20 protein-coding genes and 1 pseudogene are annotated in these 19320 nt (G+C 59.1%); 12 read left to right on the forward strand and 9 right to left on the reverse strand.

The window, feature by feature from the left end:
* Window positions 1-15 precede the first annotated feature (15 nt).
* Together cysQ and nudE are read right to left on the reverse strand one after the other, a co-directional pair.
* Window positions 16-852 carry a 3'(2'),5'-bisphosphate nucleotidase CysQ gene (gene cysQ / locus OSC50_RS23340; RefSeq protein ID WP_266245436.1) on the reverse strand — a complete coding sequence of 279 codons (837 nt, stop codon included), beginning with the start codon at window positions 850-852 and terminating at the stop codon, window positions 16-18.
* The gene (gene nudE / locus OSC50_RS23345) at window positions 849-1415 is read right to left on the reverse strand and encodes an ADP compounds hydrolase NudE (RefSeq protein ID WP_266245434.1); all 567 of its coding nucleotides are present in this window, start codon (window positions 1413-1415) and stop codon (window positions 849-851) included. Before nudE ends, cysQ begins: the two co-directional genes overlap by 4 nt.
* Before the next feature lie 87 nt (window positions 1416-1502).
* On the opposite strand from nudE, the gene yrfG reads away from it, so the two are divergent.
* Window positions 1503-2165 carry a GMP/IMP nucleotidase gene (gene yrfG / locus OSC50_RS23350; protein ID WP_266245433.1) on the forward strand — a complete coding sequence of 221 codons (663 nt, stop codon included), beginning with the start codon at window positions 1503-1505 and terminating at the stop codon, window positions 2163-2165.
* Window positions 2166-2212: 47 nt separating this feature from the next.
* Here yrfG and lysM read toward each other — a convergent pair whose 3' ends face one another.
* Window positions 2213-2653 carry a peptidoglycan-binding protein LysM gene (gene lysM, locus OSC50_RS23355; RefSeq protein ID WP_181081014.1) on the reverse strand — a complete coding sequence of 147 codons (441 nt, stop codon included), beginning with the start codon at window positions 2651-2653 and terminating at the stop codon, window positions 2213-2215.
* Window positions 2654-2785: 132 nt separating this feature from the next.
* On the opposite strand from lysM, the gene OSC50_RS23360 reads away from it, so the two are divergent.
* From OSC50_RS23360 to OSC50_RS23375, 4 genes are all read left to right on the forward strand, one after another.
* Window positions 2786-3673, forward strand: a complete 888-nt coding sequence (locus OSC50_RS23360; protein WP_181081015.1) for a LysR family transcriptional regulator — start codon at window positions 2786-2788, stop codon at window positions 3671-3673.
* Between the two features lie 97 nt (window positions 3674-3770).
* Complete coding sequence (gene fdhD / locus OSC50_RS23365; protein ID WP_266245432.1) at window positions 3771-4607, forward strand: formate dehydrogenase accessory sulfurtransferase FdhD; 837 nt, start codon at window positions 3771-3773, stop codon at window positions 4605-4607.
* A complete protein-coding gene (locus OSC50_RS23370; protein ID WP_266245430.1) occupies window positions 4604-6952 on the forward strand; it encodes an FdhF/YdeP family oxidoreductase in 2349 nt (782 codons plus the stop codon). Before fdhD ends, OSC50_RS23370 begins: the two co-directional genes overlap by 4 nt.
* A 207-nt stretch (window positions 6953-7159) precedes the next feature.
* Window positions 7160-7639 carry a glycine zipper domain-containing protein gene (locus OSC50_RS23375; RefSeq protein WP_181081018.1) on the forward strand — a complete coding sequence of 160 codons (480 nt, stop codon included), beginning with the start codon at window positions 7160-7162 and terminating at the stop codon, window positions 7637-7639.
* 65 nt (window positions 7640-7704) lie between these two features.
* Here OSC50_RS23375 and OSC50_RS23380 read toward each other — a convergent pair whose 3' ends face one another.
* The 3 genes from OSC50_RS23380 to OSC50_RS23390 form a co-directional block, all read right to left on the reverse strand.
* Entirely contained in the window at window positions 7705-8136 is a 432-nt protein-coding gene (locus OSC50_RS23380; RefSeq protein ID WP_266245429.1) for an acyl-CoA thioesterase, read from the reverse strand.
* A gap of 23 nt (window positions 8137-8159) precedes the next feature.
* Entirely contained in the window at window positions 8160-10097 is a 1938-nt protein-coding gene (locus OSC50_RS23385; RefSeq protein ID WP_266245427.1) for a RecQ family ATP-dependent DNA helicase, read from the reverse strand.
* A 230-nt stretch (window positions 10098-10327) separates the two neighbouring features.
* On the reverse strand, window positions 10328-11503 hold the full coding sequence (locus OSC50_RS23390; RefSeq protein ID WP_266245426.1) for a tetratricopeptide repeat protein: 1176 nt from the start codon (window positions 11501-11503) through the stop codon (window positions 10328-10330).
* Between the two features lie 175 nt (window positions 11504-11678).
* Between OSC50_RS23390 and OSC50_RS23395 the strand changes: the two genes are divergently transcribed.
* The 5 genes and pseudogenes from OSC50_RS23395 to OSC50_RS23415 all read left to right on the forward strand — a co-directional run bounded on the left by OSC50_RS23395 (window position 11679) and on the right by OSC50_RS23415 (window position 14310).
* Window positions 11679-11849: a YhfG family protein gene (locus OSC50_RS23395; protein WP_080761377.1), complete on the forward strand. Its 171-nt coding sequence runs from the start codon at window positions 11679-11681 to the stop codon at window positions 11847-11849.
* Window positions 11849-12448 (forward strand): putative adenosine monophosphate-protein transferase Fic, encoded by a 600-nt coding sequence (locus OSC50_RS23400; RefSeq protein ID WP_181081022.1) that lies wholly within the window; start codon window positions 11849-11851, stop codon window positions 12446-12448. The genes OSC50_RS23395 and OSC50_RS23400 overlap by 1 nt, the downstream gene beginning before the upstream one ends.
* Window positions 12449-12760: 312 nt before the next feature.
* Window positions 12761-12949: pseudogene (locus tag OSC50_RS23405) on the forward strand (hypothetical protein); the annotation flags it as partial.
* A 256-nt stretch (window positions 12950-13205) separates the two neighbouring features.
* A complete protein-coding gene (locus tag OSC50_RS23410) occupies window positions 13206-13676 on the forward strand; it encodes a hypothetical protein (RefSeq protein ID WP_266245424.1) in 471 nt (156 codons plus the stop codon).
* Window positions 13677-13953: 277 nt separating this feature from the next.
* Window positions 13954-14310 (forward strand): DUF1493 family protein, encoded by a 357-nt coding sequence (locus OSC50_RS23415; RefSeq protein WP_181081024.1) that lies wholly within the window; start codon window positions 13954-13956, stop codon window positions 14308-14310.
* A gap of 103 nt (window positions 14311-14413) precedes the next feature.
* Here OSC50_RS23415 and OSC50_RS23420 read toward each other — a convergent pair whose 3' ends face one another.
* Together OSC50_RS23420 and hslO are read right to left on the reverse strand one after the other, a co-directional pair.
* Window positions 14414-15955 (reverse strand): phosphoenolpyruvate carboxykinase, encoded by a 1542-nt coding sequence (locus OSC50_RS23420; protein ID WP_253509961.1) that lies wholly within the window; start codon window positions 15953-15955, stop codon window positions 14414-14416.
* Window positions 15956-16134: 179 nt separating this feature from the next.
* Window positions 16135-17037: an Hsp33 family molecular chaperone HslO gene (hslO, locus tag OSC50_RS23425; protein ID WP_266245423.1), complete on the reverse strand. Its 903-nt coding sequence runs from the start codon at window positions 17035-17037 to the stop codon at window positions 16135-16137.
* A 104-nt stretch (window positions 17038-17141) separates the two neighbouring features.
* Between hslO and OSC50_RS23430 the strand changes: the two genes are divergently transcribed.
* Window positions 17142-17945 (forward strand): phosphatase PAP2 family protein, encoded by an 804-nt coding sequence (locus OSC50_RS23430; protein ID WP_181081027.1) that lies wholly within the window; start codon window positions 17142-17144, stop codon window positions 17943-17945.
* Between the two features lie 69 nt (window positions 17946-18014).
* On the opposite strand, the gene OSC50_RS23435 is transcribed toward OSC50_RS23430, so the two are convergent.
* On the reverse strand, window positions 18015-18422 hold the full coding sequence (locus tag OSC50_RS23435; protein WP_181081028.1) for an RNA-binding S4 domain-containing protein: 408 nt from the start codon (window positions 18420-18422) through the stop codon (window positions 18015-18017).
* Between the two features lie 116 nt (window positions 18423-18538).
* Here OSC50_RS23435 and rimA point away from each other — a divergent pair, with 116 nt between their 5' ends.
* Entirely contained in the window at window positions 18539-19318 is a 780-nt protein-coding gene (gene rimA, locus OSC50_RS23440) for a S6 modification regulatory phosphodiesterase RimA (RefSeq protein WP_266245422.1), read from the forward strand.
* The last annotated feature ends 2 nt before the right edge of the window (window positions 19319-19320 follow it).

Below are 19320 nucleotides of genomic sequence, written 5' to 3' on the forward strand. Positions count from 1 at the left end.
AGATTCCTTAAGGTGTTAAGAACGCGCCAAGCTCAACAAACGCTCACGCCACGCCGCCTTGGCCGGCAGCGCCAAAAAGAACGGATTGAGCAGCGATTCACGCGCCGGATAACTGAACGGCGCACCGCTCAACTCCAGTACTTCGCCACCGGCGCCTTCCAGCACGCCCTGGGCGGCAGCGGTGTCCCATTGCGATGTCGGCGCCAGGCGTGGATAGCAATCGGCACTGCCTTCAGCCAGCAGGCAAAACTTCAGCGAGCTGCCGATATTGGCCAGCTTCAACTCACCCAACCCCTCACTGAGCCCTTTGAGCAGACGCTCTTGCTCAGGGCTGCTGTGTCGACGACTGGCCACCACCGTAAAGGACTCACCCAGCCCCGGCGCTTCGCGCACCTGAATCTGTCGAGGGGCTTCGTTGACGTCCGACCGCCACGCTCCCAGGCCAGCGCCACCGAAGTAGCAACGACCACTGGTGGGCATCGAGACCACGCCAAACACTACGCGCCCTTCTTCGATCAGCGCGATATTGACGGTGAATTCTTCGCTACCGGCGATGAACTCCTTGGTGCCGTCCAGCGGGTCCACCAGCCACCAGCGCTGCCAGGCGGCACGCACGCTCTGGTCGATATCGGCATCTTCCTCGGAGAGCACCGGGATGCTCGGGTCCAGGGCCGTAAGGCCGTCGAAAATCAGATGATGGGCCGCCAGGTCCGCTGCCGTGACCGGCGAGTCGTCGGCCTTGGAGGTCACGGCCACATCGGCGCGCCAGTACGGGAGGATTACTTCTCCGGCCTGCCGGGCCAATTCAATCACAGGGGCAATAAACGGGTGGCCCAGAAACAGTTCGCTCATGCGGTGAAGGCTCCGCGCTGGGTCAACAGGTCACGAACCAGGTACAGCGCGGCCAGGGCGCGGCCTTCGCTGAATTGCTCGTTCTGCGCCAGGCTCGACAGCTCCCGCAGGTTGACCTTGTCCACCCGCATCGGCTCGGGCTCATCGCCTTCCAGGCGCTCTTCATACAAATCGGTGGCCAGCACCACTTGGATTTTCTGGCTCATATAGCCCGGCGACAGCGACAGCTCGGTAATGTGCTCCAACTGTCGCGCACCGTAGCCGGCCTCCTCCTTGAGTTCCCGGTCCGCGGCGGCCAGTACGTCCTCGCCGGGCTCGATCAGGCCCTTGGGCAGTGACACTTCATATTCGTCCGTGCCGCCGCAGTACTCTTCCACCAGCAACGCATGGTCCTCATCGATCATCGCCACGATCATCACTGCGCCGTAACCCGCACCCCGCCCCACCAGGCGCTCGTAGGTTCGTTCAACGCCATTGGAGAAGCGCAACTGCACTTCCTCCACGCGGAACAAACGGCTACTGGCGACTATTTCGCGGGCGAGAACAGTGGGTTTCTGGCGCATAAGCGGCTCCTTGGCGTGATCGGGTTACTATACCGTGGCTTTTCTGATTGTCTGCGTCGGATATCTTTACTTACGTGAGAACGCCCCATGCCCTCTTTGCCCTGGCACGCCATCGACACCGTCCTGCTGGACATGGACGGCACCCTGCTCGACCTGCATTACGACAACCATTTCTGGATGGAACACCTGCCTCAGCATTACGCCGAGTTGCATGGCGTCAGCCGCGCCATGGCTGAGATGGAACTGCAGCCCCTGTTCGAGCGTAACGCCGGACAGTTGCAATGGTATTGCCTGGACTTCTGGAGCGCGGAACTCAACCTCCCGGTACGCGAACTCAAGCTGGAGACCGCGCACTTGATCGCCCTGCGCCCGGATGCCGACACGTTTTTGCAGGCCGTCAAACAGGCCGGCAAGCGGGTCATCCTGATCACCAACGCTCACCGCGATTCGCTGTCGTTGAAGTTGGAACGCATCGAGCTGGCACCCTATTTCGAACGGTTGATCAGCTCCCACGACTACGGTTTCGCCAAGGAAAACCCGCAATTCTGGGACGCTTTGCAAGCGGATATCGATTTCGACCCGGCCCGCAGCCTGTTTATCGACGACACCCTGCCGATTCTGCGCAGCGCCGGGGCGTTCGGCGTAGGGCATTTGCTGGCGGTGAAAGAACCGGATAGCAAGAAGGGGCCAAAGGACACGGGCGAGTTTGCAGCGGTGGGCGACTACCGCGATCTCATCGTCGGGCTCTGAACCAATGTGGGAGGGGGCAAGCCTCCTCCCACATTTTCAACCCTGTATTACTCAGGAATACGCAGCGTCTGCCCTGGGTAGATTTTGTCCACATCTTTGAGCATTGGCTTATTGGCCTCGAAGATTTTGTTGTACTGGTTGGCGTTGCCATACACCGCCAGGGAAATCGCGCTCAGGGTATCGCCCTTTTTCACTACGACGAAACGGGCAGCGGCAACAGTCGGGCCGGTTACGGTGATCTGGTCATCCACACTGGCCACACCTTGAATGTTACCCAGCGCCAGCAGGATCTTCTCTTTCTCTTCCTGTGTGGCCACTTCACCGGTGACAGTCACTTTGTCACCCTCCACCGTGGTCTGCACGTTCGGATTACCCAGACCCACCTTGGCTACGTGTTCCTTCAACTGCTCACTGGCGTTGGCATTGCCCGGCGTCAACAGGTCGATCAACTTCTCGCCGGCTTCCTTAACAAAGCTTAAAAGACTCATGGTGCGCTCTCCTTGGGATTTGAGTTCCAGATGCCCAAGACTAGACCAGTCATACACAAATGCGTTCCAGCCCGACCAAAGACCCAAACGCGCTAGAATCCCCCCGCCATTGGAATAAGCCCTGGAGCGAAGATGGACATCAAACAGCTGAAATTCCTCATCGCCCTCGACGAGACCCGTCACTTCGGCCAGGCCGCGGCACGTTGCCATATCACCCAGCCCACCTTATCCATGCGCCTGCGCAGCCTGGAAGAGGAGCTGGACTTGCCGCTGGTCAATCGCGGCCAGCGTTTCGAAGGCTTTACGGCCCCCGGCGAACGGGTCCTGGCATGGGCACGCACCGTGCTGGCGGCGTACGACGGTTTGCAGGCCGAAGCGGCGGCGTGTCGTGGCAATCTGGTAGGGACGTTGCGCCTGGGGGTTGTGCCGCTGTCGAGCTTCGATCCTTTGGCACTGATGCAGCAACTGCACAAAGAACACCCGAGCCTGCGCTTTGAGCTGTCGGCACTCAGCTCCGAGCAGATCCTTGAGCAACTGGCCAGCAATCGCCTGGACCTGGGTGTTTCTTATCTGGAGCGTCTGGACACCGAACGCTTCGACTCCCTGGCCTTGGGCGAGACCCGTATGGGCCTGCTGTACGACCAGCGTTTCTTCAGCTTCGGCGACACACCCTTGAGCTGGGAAGCGCTGATCGAACTGCCGCTGGGCATGCTCACCAGCGGCATGCATTTTCGCCAATCCATCGACCACAACTTCCACAGCCGCGGCCTGCACCCGCAACCGCTGCTGCAGACCGATGCCGTCCATCAGTTATTACAAGCAGTACATGGCGGCTTGTGCTGCGCGGTGATGCCGTTGGAAGGCGGGTTGGACGCGCTGACCGAACACCTGCGCCTGCAACCGATCGAGGATGCCCATACCCTGGCCCGCCTGGGGCTGATCATGCGCCGCAGCGCGCCGCGTTCGGCGCTGGCCGAGGCGTGTTTCGCGCTGTATCAGAAATCGCTGGCCTCGCCTTGATCGACGTCATCTATCGCTAGATCAGTACTGGCAATTAGACGCGACGCTTTGTCGCGCCTAGTCTAACCACTGATCAATCCGTCGGTGGTATCGCCCCATGAACGCCCAGCGCCCAACCTGCGCGGCGCCTGCAGCAGATGCGCCCGCGTCGGCCAGCCAGAGCTATCAATACTGCACGCTTGACCGCACAAACGTCGACAGCACCGCGCTGGCCGAAGAAGTGGCGCTGGCGATCGCCTATAACGACATCAGCCAGGCCGTGATGCTGGTGACCCCGACCGATCTGGAAGACTTTATCGTCGGTTTCAGCCTGGGCAGCGGCATCATCGCTGACATCAGTGACATGTATGACCTGAAACTCAGTGGCTCGGGCTCCGCCCAGTACGCCCACGTGCAGATTTCCAATCGCGCGTTCTGGAACCTCAAGCAACAGCGCCGCCAGTTGGCGGGCACCAGCGGCTGCGGCCTGTGCGGCGTAGAAGCCGTGGAACAAGCCCTGCCGGATCTGCCAGTGCTGCCCGGCGCGCCTCTGCCGCCCGTTGAGTGGCTCGATGGCCTGCGTCACCGCATCAGCGCTTTCCAGCCCCTGGGCCAGCACAGCGGTGCGGTGCACGCGGCGGTCTTTATGAATAACCAGGGCGAATTGTTGCTGGGCCGCGAAGACATCGGCCGGCACAACGCCCTGGACAAGTTGATCGGCGCGTTGATCCGCCAACAGATCCCAACCGACGGCGGCGTGGCGATTGTCACCAGCCGTTGCAGCCTCGAACTGATTCAGAAAGTCCTGCGCGCGGGCATCCAGACCCTGGTCAGCCTGTCGGCGCCCACCGGCCTGGCCCTGCAATGGGCCCGCCGACACAACCTCAATCTCATCCACCTGCCGCAGAAAAGTGCGCCGCGGGTCTACAGCCCTGCGATGGAGAACCAGCCATGAGCAATCATCATCAAGCCGACCAAACCCCGACCCCGCGCTACAAGCCGTACAAAGGCCCGGCCGGCGGCTGGGGCGCGCTGATCAGCGTCGCCCATGCCTGGCTGACCAGCGACAACGCGTTGAAAAACCTGCGCATGATGCTCAAGACCAACCAGAACGGCGGCTTCGACTGCCCAGGCTGCGCCTGGGGCGACTCGCCGGAAAGCGGCATGGTCAAGTTCTGCGAAAACGGCGCCAAGGCGGTCAACTGGGAAGCCACCAAGCGCCGCGTGGATGGTGCATTCTTCGCCAAGCACAGCGTCACCGCCTTGCTGGAGCAGAGCGACTACTGGCTGGAATATCAGGGCCGCCTGACCGAGCCGATGCGCTACGACCCCGCAACCGACCGTTACAAACCCATCAGTTGGGAAGCGGCCTTCGATCTGATCGGCAAGCATCTCAATGCCCTGCCCAGCCCGGACATGGCCGAGTTCTATACCTCCGGACGCGCCAGCAACGAAGCCGCGTACCTGTATCAACTCTTTGTACGCGCCTACGGCACCAACAACTTCCCGGACTGCTCGAACATGTGCCACGAAGCCAGCGGCGTGGCCCTGGCGCAGAGTGTGGGGGTCGGCAAAGGCACGGTGACCTTTGATGACTTCGAACATGCCGACGCGATCTTCGTCTGGGGTCAGAACCCTGGCACCAACCATCCGCGCATGCTCGAACCCTTGCGCGAGGCGGTAAAGCGCGGCGCCCAGGTGGTGTGCATCAACCCACTCAAGGAGCGCGGCCTGGAACGCTTCCAGCATCCGCAGCATCCACTGGAAATGCTCACCAACGGCGACAAGCCGACCAATACCGCGTATTTCCGCCCGGCACTGGGCGGCGACATGGCCATCTTGCGCGGCATGGCCAAGTTCCTGCTGTTGTGGGAACGCCAGGCCCAGGCCGAAGGCAAGGAAGCCGTGTTCGACCACGACTTCCTCAATGAACATACCGCCAACGTGCTGGATTACCTGGCCAGGATCGACGACACCTCATGGGACGAGATCGTCGAGCAATCCGGCCTGTCCCTGGTGGAAATCGAGCAGGCGGCGCGCATGTACGCCAAAGGCAAGAACGTGATCATGTGCTGGGCGATGGGTATCACCCAGCACCGCCACTCGGTGCCGACCATTCAGGAAATCGCCAACCTGATGCTGCTGCGCGGCAATATCGGCCGTCCGGGCGCAGGCCTGTGCCCGGTACGTGGTCACAGCAACGTGCAGGGCGACCGCACCATGGGCATCAACGAGCGCCCGCCGGTCGCGTTCCTTGATGCGCTGGAGCGCCGCTTCCAGTTCCAGGTGCCGCGCACCAACGGCCACAACGTGGTCGAAGCGATCCACGCCATGCTGGAGGGCCGCTCCAAGGTGTTTATCGGCCTGGGCGGCAACTTCGCCCAAGCCACGCCGGACAGCACGCGCACCTTCCAAGCGCTGCGCAACTGCGACCTGACCGTGCAGATCAGCACCAAGCTCAACCGCAGCCATCTGATGCACGGCAAAGAGGCGCTGATCCTGCCGTGCCTGGGCCGTACCGACATCGATATCCAGGCCGAAGGCCCGCAAGCGGTGACGGTGGAAGACTCGTTCAGCATGGTCCACGGCTCCAATGGTCAATTGCAGCCGCTGTCGAGCCTGATGAAATCCGAGCCGGCGATTCTGGCCGGCATCGCCGCCGCGACCCTGGGCAGCCAGCCGGTCGATTGGAACTGGCTGGTAGCGGACTACCGACGCATCCGCGACCTGATCGCCGACACCATCCCAGGCTTCAAGGACTTCAACGAGAAGATCAAAAACCCGGGCGGTTTCTATCTGGGTAACTCCGCAGGTGCGCGCCGCTGGAACACCCCATCGGGCCGTGCCAGCTTCCGCCCGAACGTGCTGCCCAAGGACCTGATCCACGAACGCACCCACGCCACAGGGCGCGTGCCGGATTTGATCATGCAGTCGATGCGTTCCCACGATCAGTACAACACCACCATTTATGGCTTGGACGACCGTTACCGTGGGGTCAAGGGGCAGCGTGACGTGTTGTTCGTCAACGAAGCCGACATTATCCGACTGGGCTTCAAGCCAGGACAGAAGGCCGACATTGTGTCGTTGTGGGAGGATGGACGCGAGCGCCGGGTGAAGGGCTTCACTTTGCTGGCATTTGATATTCCAGCGGGGCAGGCAGCGGCTTATTACCCGGAAGTGAACCCGCTGGTGCCGCTCGAAAGCACAGGCGATGGCAGCCATACGCCAACGTCGAAGTTTGTGGCGATCCGCCTGGAAGCGGCGAGCGAGAGCGGTTTGATCCTGTCGCGTTCGGCTTGACCGATCATTTCGGACACAAAAAAAGGCCGCTTTTATATAAAAGCGGCCGTTCCGAAGTAGCTAATGACTCGTAAAAATCACTTAAGTTCCATAGTTAAAACAGTAACTTAGAGAATTGTGTACAACTCGTGTTACTGGTCGGATTTCTATTGTCACAATGTCAATACAGCCTCAGGATCGCGCCGTCATCCCCTTGAGGTTTCCCGAATGAAGTTCTCCTCGATTCTCTTGTTGTCCCTTGGCCTGGTCAGTGGCGCAGCCATGGCCGGTGGCACCACCGAAGCCGGTGTGGGCGGCGCATTGGGCGGGGTTCTAGGTTCTGTCGTCGGCCAGCAGCTGGGCGGCAACACCGGTTCGACGATCGGCGCAGCCCTCGGCGGCGCGGGCGGCAGCGCGGTCGGCGCCGACAAACGCAGCCGTGGCGAAGCAGCCATTGGCGGCGCACTGGGCGCAGCCGGCGGTAACGTTGTGGGCCGCAGCGTCGGCGGCAGCACAGGTGCACTGGTCGGCTCCGCAGCCGGCGGTGGCGCGGGTGGTGCATTGGGCAACTACATGGGCAACAAGAGCGACGACGATGACCGTGGTTATCGTGGTCGCGACGACCGTCGCTATTATCGTGACGATCACCCAGGCCGCGGTCACGCCTACGGGCATCGCAAGAACAAACATCACTACCGTCACCGCTAAGCTCTAAAGAACACCTCAACACCCCTGTGGGAGGGGCTTGCCACCTCCCACATCGGCTTGTTCGGTCAGGCCACCAACCTCTGCAATGCCTCGCGTAGCACTCCCGGAATCGTCACCGGCTGGTTTGTCCCCCGATCCACGAACACATGCACAAAACGCCCCGCCGCACAGGCTTCCTGCTCGCCTGCCTTGAATACCGCCAACTCGTATTGCACTGAGCTGTTGCCCAACTTGCCCACGCGCAGGCCGATATCAATGCGCTCCGGGAAAGCAATCGACGCAAAGTAATCGCACGCCGAACTGACCACAAACCCGACCACTTCCCCGTCATGGATATTCAGCCCGCCCTGTTCAATCAGGTAGGTATTCACCGCCGTGTCAAAAAAGCTGTAGTAGGTGACGTTGTTCACATGGCCGTACACATCGTTGTCGTGCCAGCGCGTGATGATCGGCTGGAAGTGAGGGTAATCGGCACGTTGCGGCACTGAGTCAGGCATGGAGACCTCTCATGAAAGGGAAGTTACAGGTCATGCAAATGAGCCTCGGCCCATTCGCGTACGTCGGCGTAGGGGTAGTCTTCCAGCGCAGCGAAACCCGGAATGCCCCGCGCCTTTAACTTGGTAAACAACGGTACGCTGATACCTCCCAGGAAACGCGTCAGCCGTTCAGCGCCGGGCAGTTGGCCGGTATGTTCATGATGCCTGTGGATAAAATCACCGCACAGCCCCATGAAGTTTTTATCCACAAGCGGCGGCAGACCCGGCGGTGCCGGCAGATGCGCGACATGCCCGTGGCACACCGAGCAATGCCCGCAGCGTTGCGGCGCGTTTTCATCACCAAAATAATGGGCCAGCCGCTGGCCCAGACAGTGCTCGGTGGCGAACAGATCGAGCATGGCGTGAATCCGCGCCACCTCCGTCACCTCGTGCTGCTTGAAGCCTGTGTATAACTCGGCGCTCAACCGCTGTGGGTCAAAATCGGTATTCAGCAGGCTGTAGACCTCCGTCATCTGCTTGCTTTCCAGCTCGATCAGCCCCTGTTCCTGGAAGTAATCCAGCGCCTTCACCACCCGGCTGCGCTCGGCGTTGTGCTGCTGGTAAAGCGCATCGAAATCCACCGTGGCCCAGGTTTTCGCGCGCTTGCACACTTGGATGATCGCCGCGACAAACTGTTGCCGCTCACCGGCAAAGCGCGCCAATAAAGCCTCGGGGTCGACCAGATACTTGAAGCGGTATTCCGCGTAAAACGCGTAGCGCGGCGCGATCACGCCCTTGAGCTCCAGTTGCACCAGCAGCGTCTTGAGCGGTAGCTCGCGGATATTGCTGTGATCCGACAGCGACCTCAGCAGGAACTCCCACTGCCCCTCGCTACGCGCCGCCTGCAAGTCTTCGAGCACGCGGCGAATACCCTCCTGCTCAGGCGTGTCGCCGTAGACGAAGTTCTCCAGCACATTGAGGCTGTCGCGGTTGGCCAGCACCAGGCAGTCCGAAGCCTGGCCATCACGCCCGGCGCGGCCGATTTCCTGGCTGTAGTTCTCGATGGACTTGGGCAGGTCGAAGTGCACCACATTACGGATATCGCTTTTATCGATGCCCATCCCGAACGCGATGGTGGCCACAATGCAATTGGAGCGCCCGTCCATGAAGCGCTGCTGGATACCTTCGCGTTTATCGTGGGGCAAGCCGGCATGATAGGCCTCGGCCTGGATGCCGTTACGGTTCAGATGCTCGGCAATCTGCTCGGCGGTTTTCTGCAGGGTGACGTAGACGATGCTCGGCTGGTTGGCCCGCTCGCTCATCCACTGCACGAGACGGCGGCGCTTGTCTGCACCGTTGACCGGTTCGACCAGCAAATCAAGGTTCGGTCGATAGAAGCCCGTGGTGACTACGTCGTCCGGCGCAATGGCGAACTTGGCCTGCATATCGGCGATCACCTTGGGCGTCGCTGTCGCCGTCAACAGCAACGCTTGTGGGATCTTGAACTGGCGTTGGTAATCCGGCAGCTTCAGATAGTCCGGACGGAAGTTGTGGCCCCATTCGGAAATACAGTGCGCCTCATCCACCACCAGCAACGAGATCTGCACACTTTGCAGGAAGTTGCGAAAGCGTTCGTTCTTCAAGCGCTCCACGGAAATCATCAGGATTTTCAGCTCGCCGGAACGCGCCCGGGCCATCACATCATTGGCATCCTCTCGGCTTTGCGCCGAATCGATACTGCCTGCTGAAATACCGTGGCGTTGCAGGAAGCCCAACTGGTCCTGCATCAGCGCCAACAGCGGCGACACCACCAGCGTCAGGTGCGGCAGCAGTACCGCCGATAATTGATAACACAGGGACTTGCCCGACCCCGTAGGGAAAATGGCCGCAGCCGAACGGCCGGCCAGTACGGCGTTGACCGTTTCTTCCTGACCCAAACGAAACTGTGGATAACCAAAGACCTGCTGGAGGGTGTCGTGCATAGGCTGTCACTCCATTGACCGCTGAAGGTGGCTTAAAAACGTAGCCCAGTCAGTTCAGCGAATCGAGAAAGGTCGCATGGAAAAAAGAGACAGGATGATACACAGGGTGCAGCAATGGCCTTGGGCCAAGTTCGACGAATTCGACTGTGGCTGTAGGAACACTACAACCCAAAGGTGGGAGGGGCTATCGGGAGCCCCTCCCACATTTTCAAAACTGCACTACAGCTGAATCAGCGATTCCGCACCCGCTCGATCGCCGTGTCATACACCGGGTTGGCCTTCTGTTCCTTGGCTAGCTGGTAATGACGCAACGCATCCGCAAACTGCCCCGCCGCTTCGTAGATCCGCGCAATGTTGTAGTAGGCACCGGCACGCACGGTCGCTGCATTCGCGCCAGTGGCCAAGGCGACGGCCTTACGATTGGCCCAGATCGACTCGGCGGTGTTACCGGCCTTCTGATAAGCCAGGCCAAGGTTGCCGTAGGCTTTGCCGAAGCCGTTGTCCAGATCGATCGCCTGATGGAACAACTCGATGGCCTGATCCAGATTGCCGGCCTGGTAGGCCGCTTCACCTTGCACGTTCAGACGTTTCGCGTCCGCTTGTGCGGAGGAGCTGACGACCACGGCGGTCACGGCAACGCTGTCATCCAGCAACGGTTTGACTTCGTTGAGCACATCCTTGGCGTCCACCTTTACACCGCTGAAGGTATTGATGTCCTGGAAGTCGCCGCTGCCGGTCATGCGGAATACCGTCCATAGGTTGCCACTACGGTTTTTCGGCACGTAGTAAGTGCGCACCAGCGACTGGCCCATGTACACAAACACTTTGGCTTCGCTGTTCGACAACTGGCGTGAACTCGGATTGGCGATATTGGTGAAGTCATGCACCGCATATACATAACTTTCGCCATAGTGTTTTTTCTGCAGGGTGATGGTTTCCGGGCCATAGCTGTCGACGTCGTCCACGTCCAACTCGGCGTCAGTCCCCTGCTTGTTTTCGAAATAAATGTTATTGCCCGGGAAAATCATGTGGGAGTCGAGATCTTCCGGGGTCTTGCCCCACGTCAGCACGACGCGCAGCCCGTCAAGGTTTTCCATGACCGGGCTGATGGCATAGGTCATGCCTGCGCAAGGGCACTTGACCACCAGGTTGGAATAGCCCGGCTTCTTGATGATCAACAGGTTGCTCGCATCATCGGCGGCTTCGCTGGTCAGGGTCACTTGGCCCTGGGCGTTGGTGCGGCCCACCACGTTCTGCGCACCATTGCGCTGCAGCAATACTTCGGCATCGGCGATTTTCTGATCCTTGACCACCGCGCTGAGCACTTCAATCGGCAACTGCTCGGCCTGAACGGAAAAAGCCACCGCACACAATGACATCGCCGAAGCGACACGAAGCAAACTCATGCTTAACTCCCTTTAAATGATGGGCGGAATCGCCCTACAAGATTTTGCGGTGAAACATACGCTGAATTCAGCCCCATGGCGGAGTATTTATACAAAATGTGACGCGGTTTTTATCCCGCCTTTCCGCTGACGCATTGAGCTACAATCAAGCCTTGCCACCCAGGAGGACGCTGTAATGAGCGAACTGACGTTTGAGCAAAAACAGGATCACTACCACAAGATCCGTCGCTCCAATTACCTGGCCAGCCTGCGCCTGGAAGGGTTCGAGACCCAACCGGCCGATGTCGACAAACCCCTGCCGACCCGCGAAGCCGTGCTTGCCAAGTACCGCAACACTCCACGCTGATGCTCGACAAATACGGGGTGGGCCAGGACCCGTACTGCTACCCCGGTAGCAGCGTCCTGCGCAACCGCCTCGATTTGCTCGACGAACAACGCCTGCACCAGGCCGAGCGGGAACTATCCGAAATCGCGGTAGGCAGCCTCCCGCTCTTCCCGCCGCCCTACGACCTCGAACGCCTGCAGTACATCCACCGGACGCTGTTCGGCGACATCTACGACTGGGCCGGTGAACTGCGCAGCGTCAACATCCGAAAAGGCGACACCCTGTTCTGCACCCCGGAACGCATCCAACCGGAAGCGGCGAAGATCATTCGGCACATGGAAGATGCAAACTGGTTTGTGGGCGCGAGCCAAGCCGAACTGGTGACGCAGGTTGCCGAGGCGTATGGCGACCTCAACGTGATCCACCCGTTCCGCGAAGGCAACGGCCGGGCGCAGCGGATTTTGTTCGAGCAAATCATCGTCAATGCAGGGTTTTCAGTGAACTGGTGGCTGGTCAAACACGCGGCGTGGATACCGGCGAATATTGATGCGGTGGCGTGTGATTATCGGGGGTTGGAGGCGATTTTTGAGCGGTGTATCAGCAGGCCTGTAAGGCAGTGATCGTTCCTCACGCGCTGCGTGGGTCCTCGGCACGGGTGACGCAGAGCGTCACGGGATGCATTCCCACGCGGGAGCGTGGGAACGATCTGAAACAGCCTTTGCCTGTATTGCACCATTGCACCGCACCCACCTATAGTTCGCCCCTCGCTGCAAAATCAGCGATCGGGTTTGGTCACCCGATTACAGAGATCGCATACGCACCCTCAGATGTCGTAGGCACTTACGTGCCCACACGCTTCATGGCGGCTGTGTTTGGGACGCCTTCGGGCGTGCCGGGTGATCCCTGCCGGTTGACCAACCTGGACACAGTCCGCCGCCCACCAACGCATCCGCGCAGCTACGGACCTGCTGGAAACCTTCTCCTGCCTGACCTTCGAACACGCCAACCTCAAAGACATCTCCCACATCACCAACGCCTTGTACCTGCTCGTCCAGGACGGCTGTGATTTGTTGGAAGCGGCGCAACATGTACAGCTGCAACCCGAACAACCGCAAATCTAAGCAACACGCTTTGAGCGAGCTTGCTCGCGAAAATCGTCAACGATCGCGCGGTAAACCAGAAGAAACGCGGCGTCCTTGAGTTTTTCGCGAGCAAGCTCGCTCCTACAAACCACAAATTCCGGAAACGGTTGTAGGAAACCTCCAAACACAGCGACATCCCCTTCCCAAACTGCTCCAAACACCCGCTTGACCCTCTACAGAAGTTACCCGTAGCTGAATGAAAATAGCGCGGTCTCAACTTTCTCGGCAGAAACCTGTGAACATCGAAAGGACTCAACACATCGGCCACTATGGCGTCATCTTCACAGTGATTCGCTTCACTGTAGTGCCTGACAATCGGCATGCTTTGGCCAATCTATGCCTGCTTGAAACAAAAACGGCAGCGCGACAAGTGCGCGATCAGATAAGTGGGCTGTACGAAAAAATGCTGGCCAGAGACTTGCCAAGCAAAATGGCGGTCGCGATTTCCCATCCTTTGAGACGGAATCAGGCCGATCGGTTAAACGACCAAAACGTGCTCATCAAAAACATAATCTCCGGAGCGGTTAAAGCATCGGGGATTGCCATTTCAACCGTAACCGCGGGCTTCGTTGGAGATTCGATTTTCGGCAAGCTTCGTAGATATCACGCTGGAGACATCATCATCGGTCTGGATGCCAGTGTGAGCGGAGGCATAGGACCTCAGCGGTCAACACTCTCAATGCATGTCTACTCAGACGAGTCTTAGTGACATGGCCCTTTACCTTCAATCCGCTTCCTTTCTCATTATCTATTTGGTGCTGCACTACCAAATCACAGACCCCATGCTCAGAAAGCACTTCGCAGTCACATTTATTACAATAGGCCTTATTTTGACGTTCCTACTACCCTATGTAGCGGTGATCCTCAGAATGCCCCTGCTACCTGTCTTTGTATTCTTAATAGGCTTGGCGCTCTTCATCACTCGAAACAAATACCGCCTCCAACGCAACCAGCCCCTTCATCCACTCCTGCGTGCCCCCACCATGAACCTCGCCCCGAACCTCCCCGAAGACCCCGTGATGCAGCAACTCCTGCAGCTGCTGCACGAAGAAATCGGCCTGCCGAAACACAAGACCATCCGCCTGCAAACCTCACTTAATTTCGACCTGGGCTGTGACGGCAGTGAAGCCAAGCAGCTCATGGAAAAACTGGAGCAGGAGTTCGCCCTCGACCTGGGCGACTACGACACTTATCGCTACTTCAACCCGCCGGTCTTTGACGTGTTCCTCAAGCGTCGCAGCAAAGGGCATGGCGACAAGGTCCCACTGACTATCGGTATGCTCTACCTGGCCATCAAAACTCACAGCTGGGACACGCAGACCTTGGAAAATCTGAGCTGAGCGCTAAAACACTTAGCCTTCCGACACGGATATCCGCTTCAGCCTGACGCCGCCCATAAAAAAGCCGCCCACAAAGGGGCGGCTTTTTCACAGCGGCCGAATCTTACAACTTCGGACCCGCAGCCTTGATCGCATCGCTCACTTCGAACTTCTTGAAGTTCTCGATGAACAGGCCGGCCAGGGCCTTCGCTGCTTCATCGTAAGCGGCCTTGTCAGCCCAGGTGTTACGTGGGTTCAACAAGCCGGTCTCAACGCCCGGTACGGCCAGTGGCACGTCGAGGTTGATGGTGTCGAGGTGTTCGGTTTCAGCACCGATCAACGCGCCGCTCTGAATCGCTGCGATCACGCCGCGCGTGGTCGGGATGTTGAACCGTTTGCCGACACCGTAGCCGCCGCCGGTCCAACCGGTATTGACCAGGTAGACCTTCGAGCCGAAACCACGAATGCGCTTGATCAACAGCTCTGCGTATTCACCGGCCGGGCGTGGGAAGAACGGTGCGCCGAAGCAGGTGGAGAAGGTCGACTTGATACCGCTGCCCGAGCCCATTTCAGTCGAGCCCACCAGTGCGGTGTAGCCGGACAGGAAGTGATAGGCCGCTTGCTCTTCGCTGAGGATCGACACCGGCGGCAGTACGCCAGTCAGGTCGCAGGTCAGGAAGATCACCGCGTTAGGCTCGCCGCCCAGGTTTTTCTCGGAACGCTTGGCAACGTGCTCCAGCGGATAGGCGGCGCGGCTGTTCTGGGTCAGGCTCACATTGGTGTAGTCGGCGTGCTTGGCCTCGTCGATCACCACGTTTTCCAGCACCGCGCCGTGCTTGATGGCTTTCCAGATAACCGGTTCGTTCTTCTCGGACAGGTCGATGCACTTGGCATAGCAACCGCCTTCGATGTTGAACACAACGCCTTCGCCCCAGCCGTGCTCGTCGTCGCCGATCAGGTAACGGCTTTCGTCGGCGGACAAGGTGGTCTTGCCGGTACCCGACAGACCGAAGAACAGGGTCACGTCGCCTGCTTCGCCGATGTTGGCGGCGCAGTGCATTGGCAGCACATCGGCGGCCGGCAGCAGGAAGTTCTGCACCGAGAACATGGCTTTCTTCATTTCACCGGCGTAACGCATACCGGCGATCAGCACTTTTTTCTGGGCGAAGTTGAGGATCACGCAACCGTCGGAGTTGGTGCCGTCACGCTCCGGCACACACTCGAAGTTGGCCACGTTGAGCACTTGCCATTCGTCACGGCCAGCAGGGTTGTACTGGGCCGGGTTGATGAACAGGCAACGACCGAACAGGTTCTGCCAGGCAGTCTGGGTGGTCATTTTCACGGGCAGGTAGTGGTCTGCCGAAGCACCTACATGAACGTGGGAAACGAAATGCTCTTGCGCATTGTTGAACGCTTCGACACGCGCCCACAGGGCGTCGAACTTGTCGGCCGGGAACTTGCGATTGATCGGGCCCCAGGCAATGGCGTCCTGGGTGGAAGGCTCTTCAACAATGAAACGATCGACTGGCGAACGGCCGGTGCGGTGACCGGTTTCTACAACCAGCGCACCCGTATCGGCAAGCACGCCTTCACCGCGCTGCAGGGCTTCTTTAACCAGATCGTCAACACTAAGATCGGTGTATACGGCGTTGTTGGCTTGCGTCATGAGGTTCCCCGTCGGCCTATGGCCGAGTGCTCCAAACGTTTTGTAGTAGAAAGTTGCGCACTACTACCGCGAAAAAAGTGGGCCGGATTATGCCAGAAAAGCCCAAAAAGAGTAGGGCCCTCCCGTCAGAACAGCGCTAATACGGCAATCGACAGGTGATTTACCTGTGCTTAAACGTTTTAGTGTCGGGTACCGGAAGGGGTGTCGACGCCTGCGCCAGCGAACAATTGGGCGACATCAGCGGCATCGAACAGATAGCGCTGGTTGCAGAATTGGCAGTCGATCTCGATAGTGCCGCCGTGTTCCACCACCAGATTCTGCGCATCTTCCAGTCCCAGGCTGACCAAGGCGTTCGCCGAACGCTCGCGGGAGCAGCTGCAACGGAAGCGCAGGCCCTGCGCGTCAAACAGCCGCACGGCTTCCTCGTGGTACAGACGATGGAGAATGGTTTCGTTGTCCAGGCCCAGCAGCTCTTCGGCTTTCAGGGTGTCGGCCAGGGCGATGGTATGGCGCCAGCTTTCCGCACGATCGTCGTCGTCCTTGATGCGATCGGCCGGCAATTGCTGCAACAGCATGCCCCGGGCGCGTTTACCGTCGGCGTTGAGCCAGAACTTGGTGCCCACCTGCTGGGACATTACGAAATAGTTGGTGAAACATTCCGACAATGTCTTGCCATCGAGGTCGACGATGCCCTGGTAGCGCTGGCCCTGAGTCGGATCGACGGTGAGCGCCAATACGCCGTTGGGCATCAGGTCCGACAAGGTTGCGTCTGCGGCGATCAGGGCGGCGTCGTAGCGGGCCAGGCCGCGAATGTCGCGCTCGCTGGAACATTCGATCATCAACAGCGGAATCGGGCCTTCGGAACGCGCCTGCAGGATCAGCAAACCATCGAACTTCATGGTGCCCACCAGCAAAGCCGCCGCGGCCATCAGTTCGCCCAGCAGTTGCGCGACCGGTTCTGGATAAGCGTGCTTGGCGAGGACTTCGGCATAGCTGAGCTCCAGCGACACCAGTTCGCCGCGCGCGTCGCTGTCGTCGAAGATGAAGCGTTGGGTGAAGTCGTTATGCGGCAAATCAGTCATAGGTCTGGGTATCTGAAGTGATGACAAAATGGTTACAAAGTTTATAAAATTAAACGCTTTGGCACCAAATTGGTGCGATTTCACAGAGCGAAGAGGGACAGTTTATGAACAATCCGGGTTTGTTCCAAGCCAAGTGGAACCTCGGGGGGTGGGCGCTGTGCAATCTGATCGCCGTCGGGCTGCTGTGTTTCTGGCTGTGGCCCACGGGGCAGATGCTCTGCGTGGCTTTCGACGAATGGCTGTTCCATCTGCTCAATGATCCACTGGCCAGCAGCTCAGCCTGGCTGCATCTATGGGCCGTGGCAAGCCTGCGCCCGTTCGATGCAGTGGTCGGTGTGATTCTGCTGGCCCTGCTCATTCGCGGCGACTGGGTATTCAAGGCGTTGCAGGTACGCCAGGCGTTTTTCGGTTTCATCGGCATTCTGCTGCTGTTGCTGTTTATCCGCATGCTGTTTTCCAAGCTCGCGGCGCAGATGGGTTGGCAGCACAGTAGCCCGTCGATGGTGATCAGCGGCGCCATTCAGATGAGCGATTATTTCCCCGGCCTGGAAAAAACCTGGGAATTGAAGGACCGCTCAAGCCAGAGTTTTCCGGGTGATCATGCCTCAGTGCTGCTGATCTGGGGGATGTTCATGAGCGTATTTGCCAAGCGCGTCGGCCAGATACTGGTCATTTGGGGCTTGGCGTTGTTGTTCATGATGCCGCGCCTGGTCGCCGGCGCGCACTGGGGCCAGGACGACTATATCGGCGGTGTGCTGCTGGCGCTGCTGGCATTAGGCTGGGGGTACTACACGCCGTTTGCGGCGAAGGTGTCGGGGGTGTTGATGCGGGTGACAGCACCGTTGTTCAGGTTGCTTGGTAAACTGCCATTGATTGGTCGATTGAGCGTCATGCGCACAGCCTCTTAACGCCGCAGGCCTAATGTGGAGGGCTTGCTCCCCCCACATTGACCGCGTCTTAACGAGGGTTGTACGCAATCAGTCATCACTGCCGCTGCCGCGAAACTTGAACAAATCGCGGCGCTGTTTCTTGCTCGGCTTGCCATCAGTGGTCATCCCGGTGGCACCCGCCTTGCGCATGGCTGCCGCATTTTCGCGCTTGGCAATGCTCGCTTCGGTTTCGGTGTACAGCGCCTGTGCTTCGGGTGCGCCACGGCGCACGATGGAAAGTGCCTGGACCACGACGGTCTTCTCGTCAAAACCTATCCGAATCTGCAACTCATCACCGACACGTGGCTCTTTGCCCGGTTTACAGCGCTCGCCTCGATGATGCACCTTGCCGCTCTCAATGGCGGCCTTGGCCAAGGCACGTGTTTTAAAAAAACGCGCCGCCCATAGCCACTTGTCCAAACGGACCTTTTCTTCCTCTTCCTGCTTTTGAGCCACTTGAATTCCTCGCTTTGAAAAATGTCGCAACTTTACCGTTGAAACCCTTCGACGCATAAATCCCAAGGCTCACCTAAGATACGCCAGGTAGCACCCCGTTTTCGCGAGGATACGCCGTGACCGACTTCCCCATTTCACTCACCTCGCCGGGCCAACGGTGCGTGGGCTGCCAGCAGAGCGAACCCCTCGGGTTCGATTTCGCGTTTGCCTACCAACCTATCGTAGACCTGCGGGACCATTCGATCTTCGCCAACGAAGCGCTGGTGCGCGGCGTCAATGGCGAAGGCGCACTGTCGGTGCTGCAGCAGGTCAACGAAAGCAATCGCTATCGCTTCGACCAGCGCTGCCGCACCCAAGCCATTGCAGGCGCTGCGGCGCTGGGGATGCACACTCACCTGTCGATCAACTTCATGCCCAATGCCGTGTATCGCCCGGAGCTGTGTATTCGCAGCACGCTGGAGGCTGCACGCGCGCACAATTTTCCGCTGGACCGGCTGATTTTCGAAACACTGGAGAGCGAGCACGTAGATAACTATCGCCATTTGACCAATATTCTGCGTGAATACCGCCAATTCGGCTTCAAGACCGCCATCGACGATTTCGGCGCGGGCTATTCGGGGCTGAATCTGCTGGCCGATTTCCAACCTGACTTGATCAAGCTTGATATGGCGCTCATTCGCGATGTCGACAAGGATCGCGTCCGCCAGGTAATCGTCCGGGGGATTGTCACAATCTGTGAGCAGTTGGGCGTTACTGTCATCGCCGAAGGTATCGAAAGTGCCGGGGAGCGAGACTTCCTGTCCGACTGTGGAATATTTCTGATGCAAGGCTATTGGTTCGCCAGGCCCGCATTCAATGCTTTGGCCAAGATTCCTTCCCAGGCCTGGGCGAATTGACC

The sequence above is a fragment of the Pseudomonas quebecensis genome, assembly GCF_026410085.1.
In the GTDB taxonomy this organism is placed as follows: domain Bacteria; phylum Pseudomonadota; class Gammaproteobacteria; order Pseudomonadales; family Pseudomonadaceae; genus Aquipseudomonas; species Aquipseudomonas quebecensis.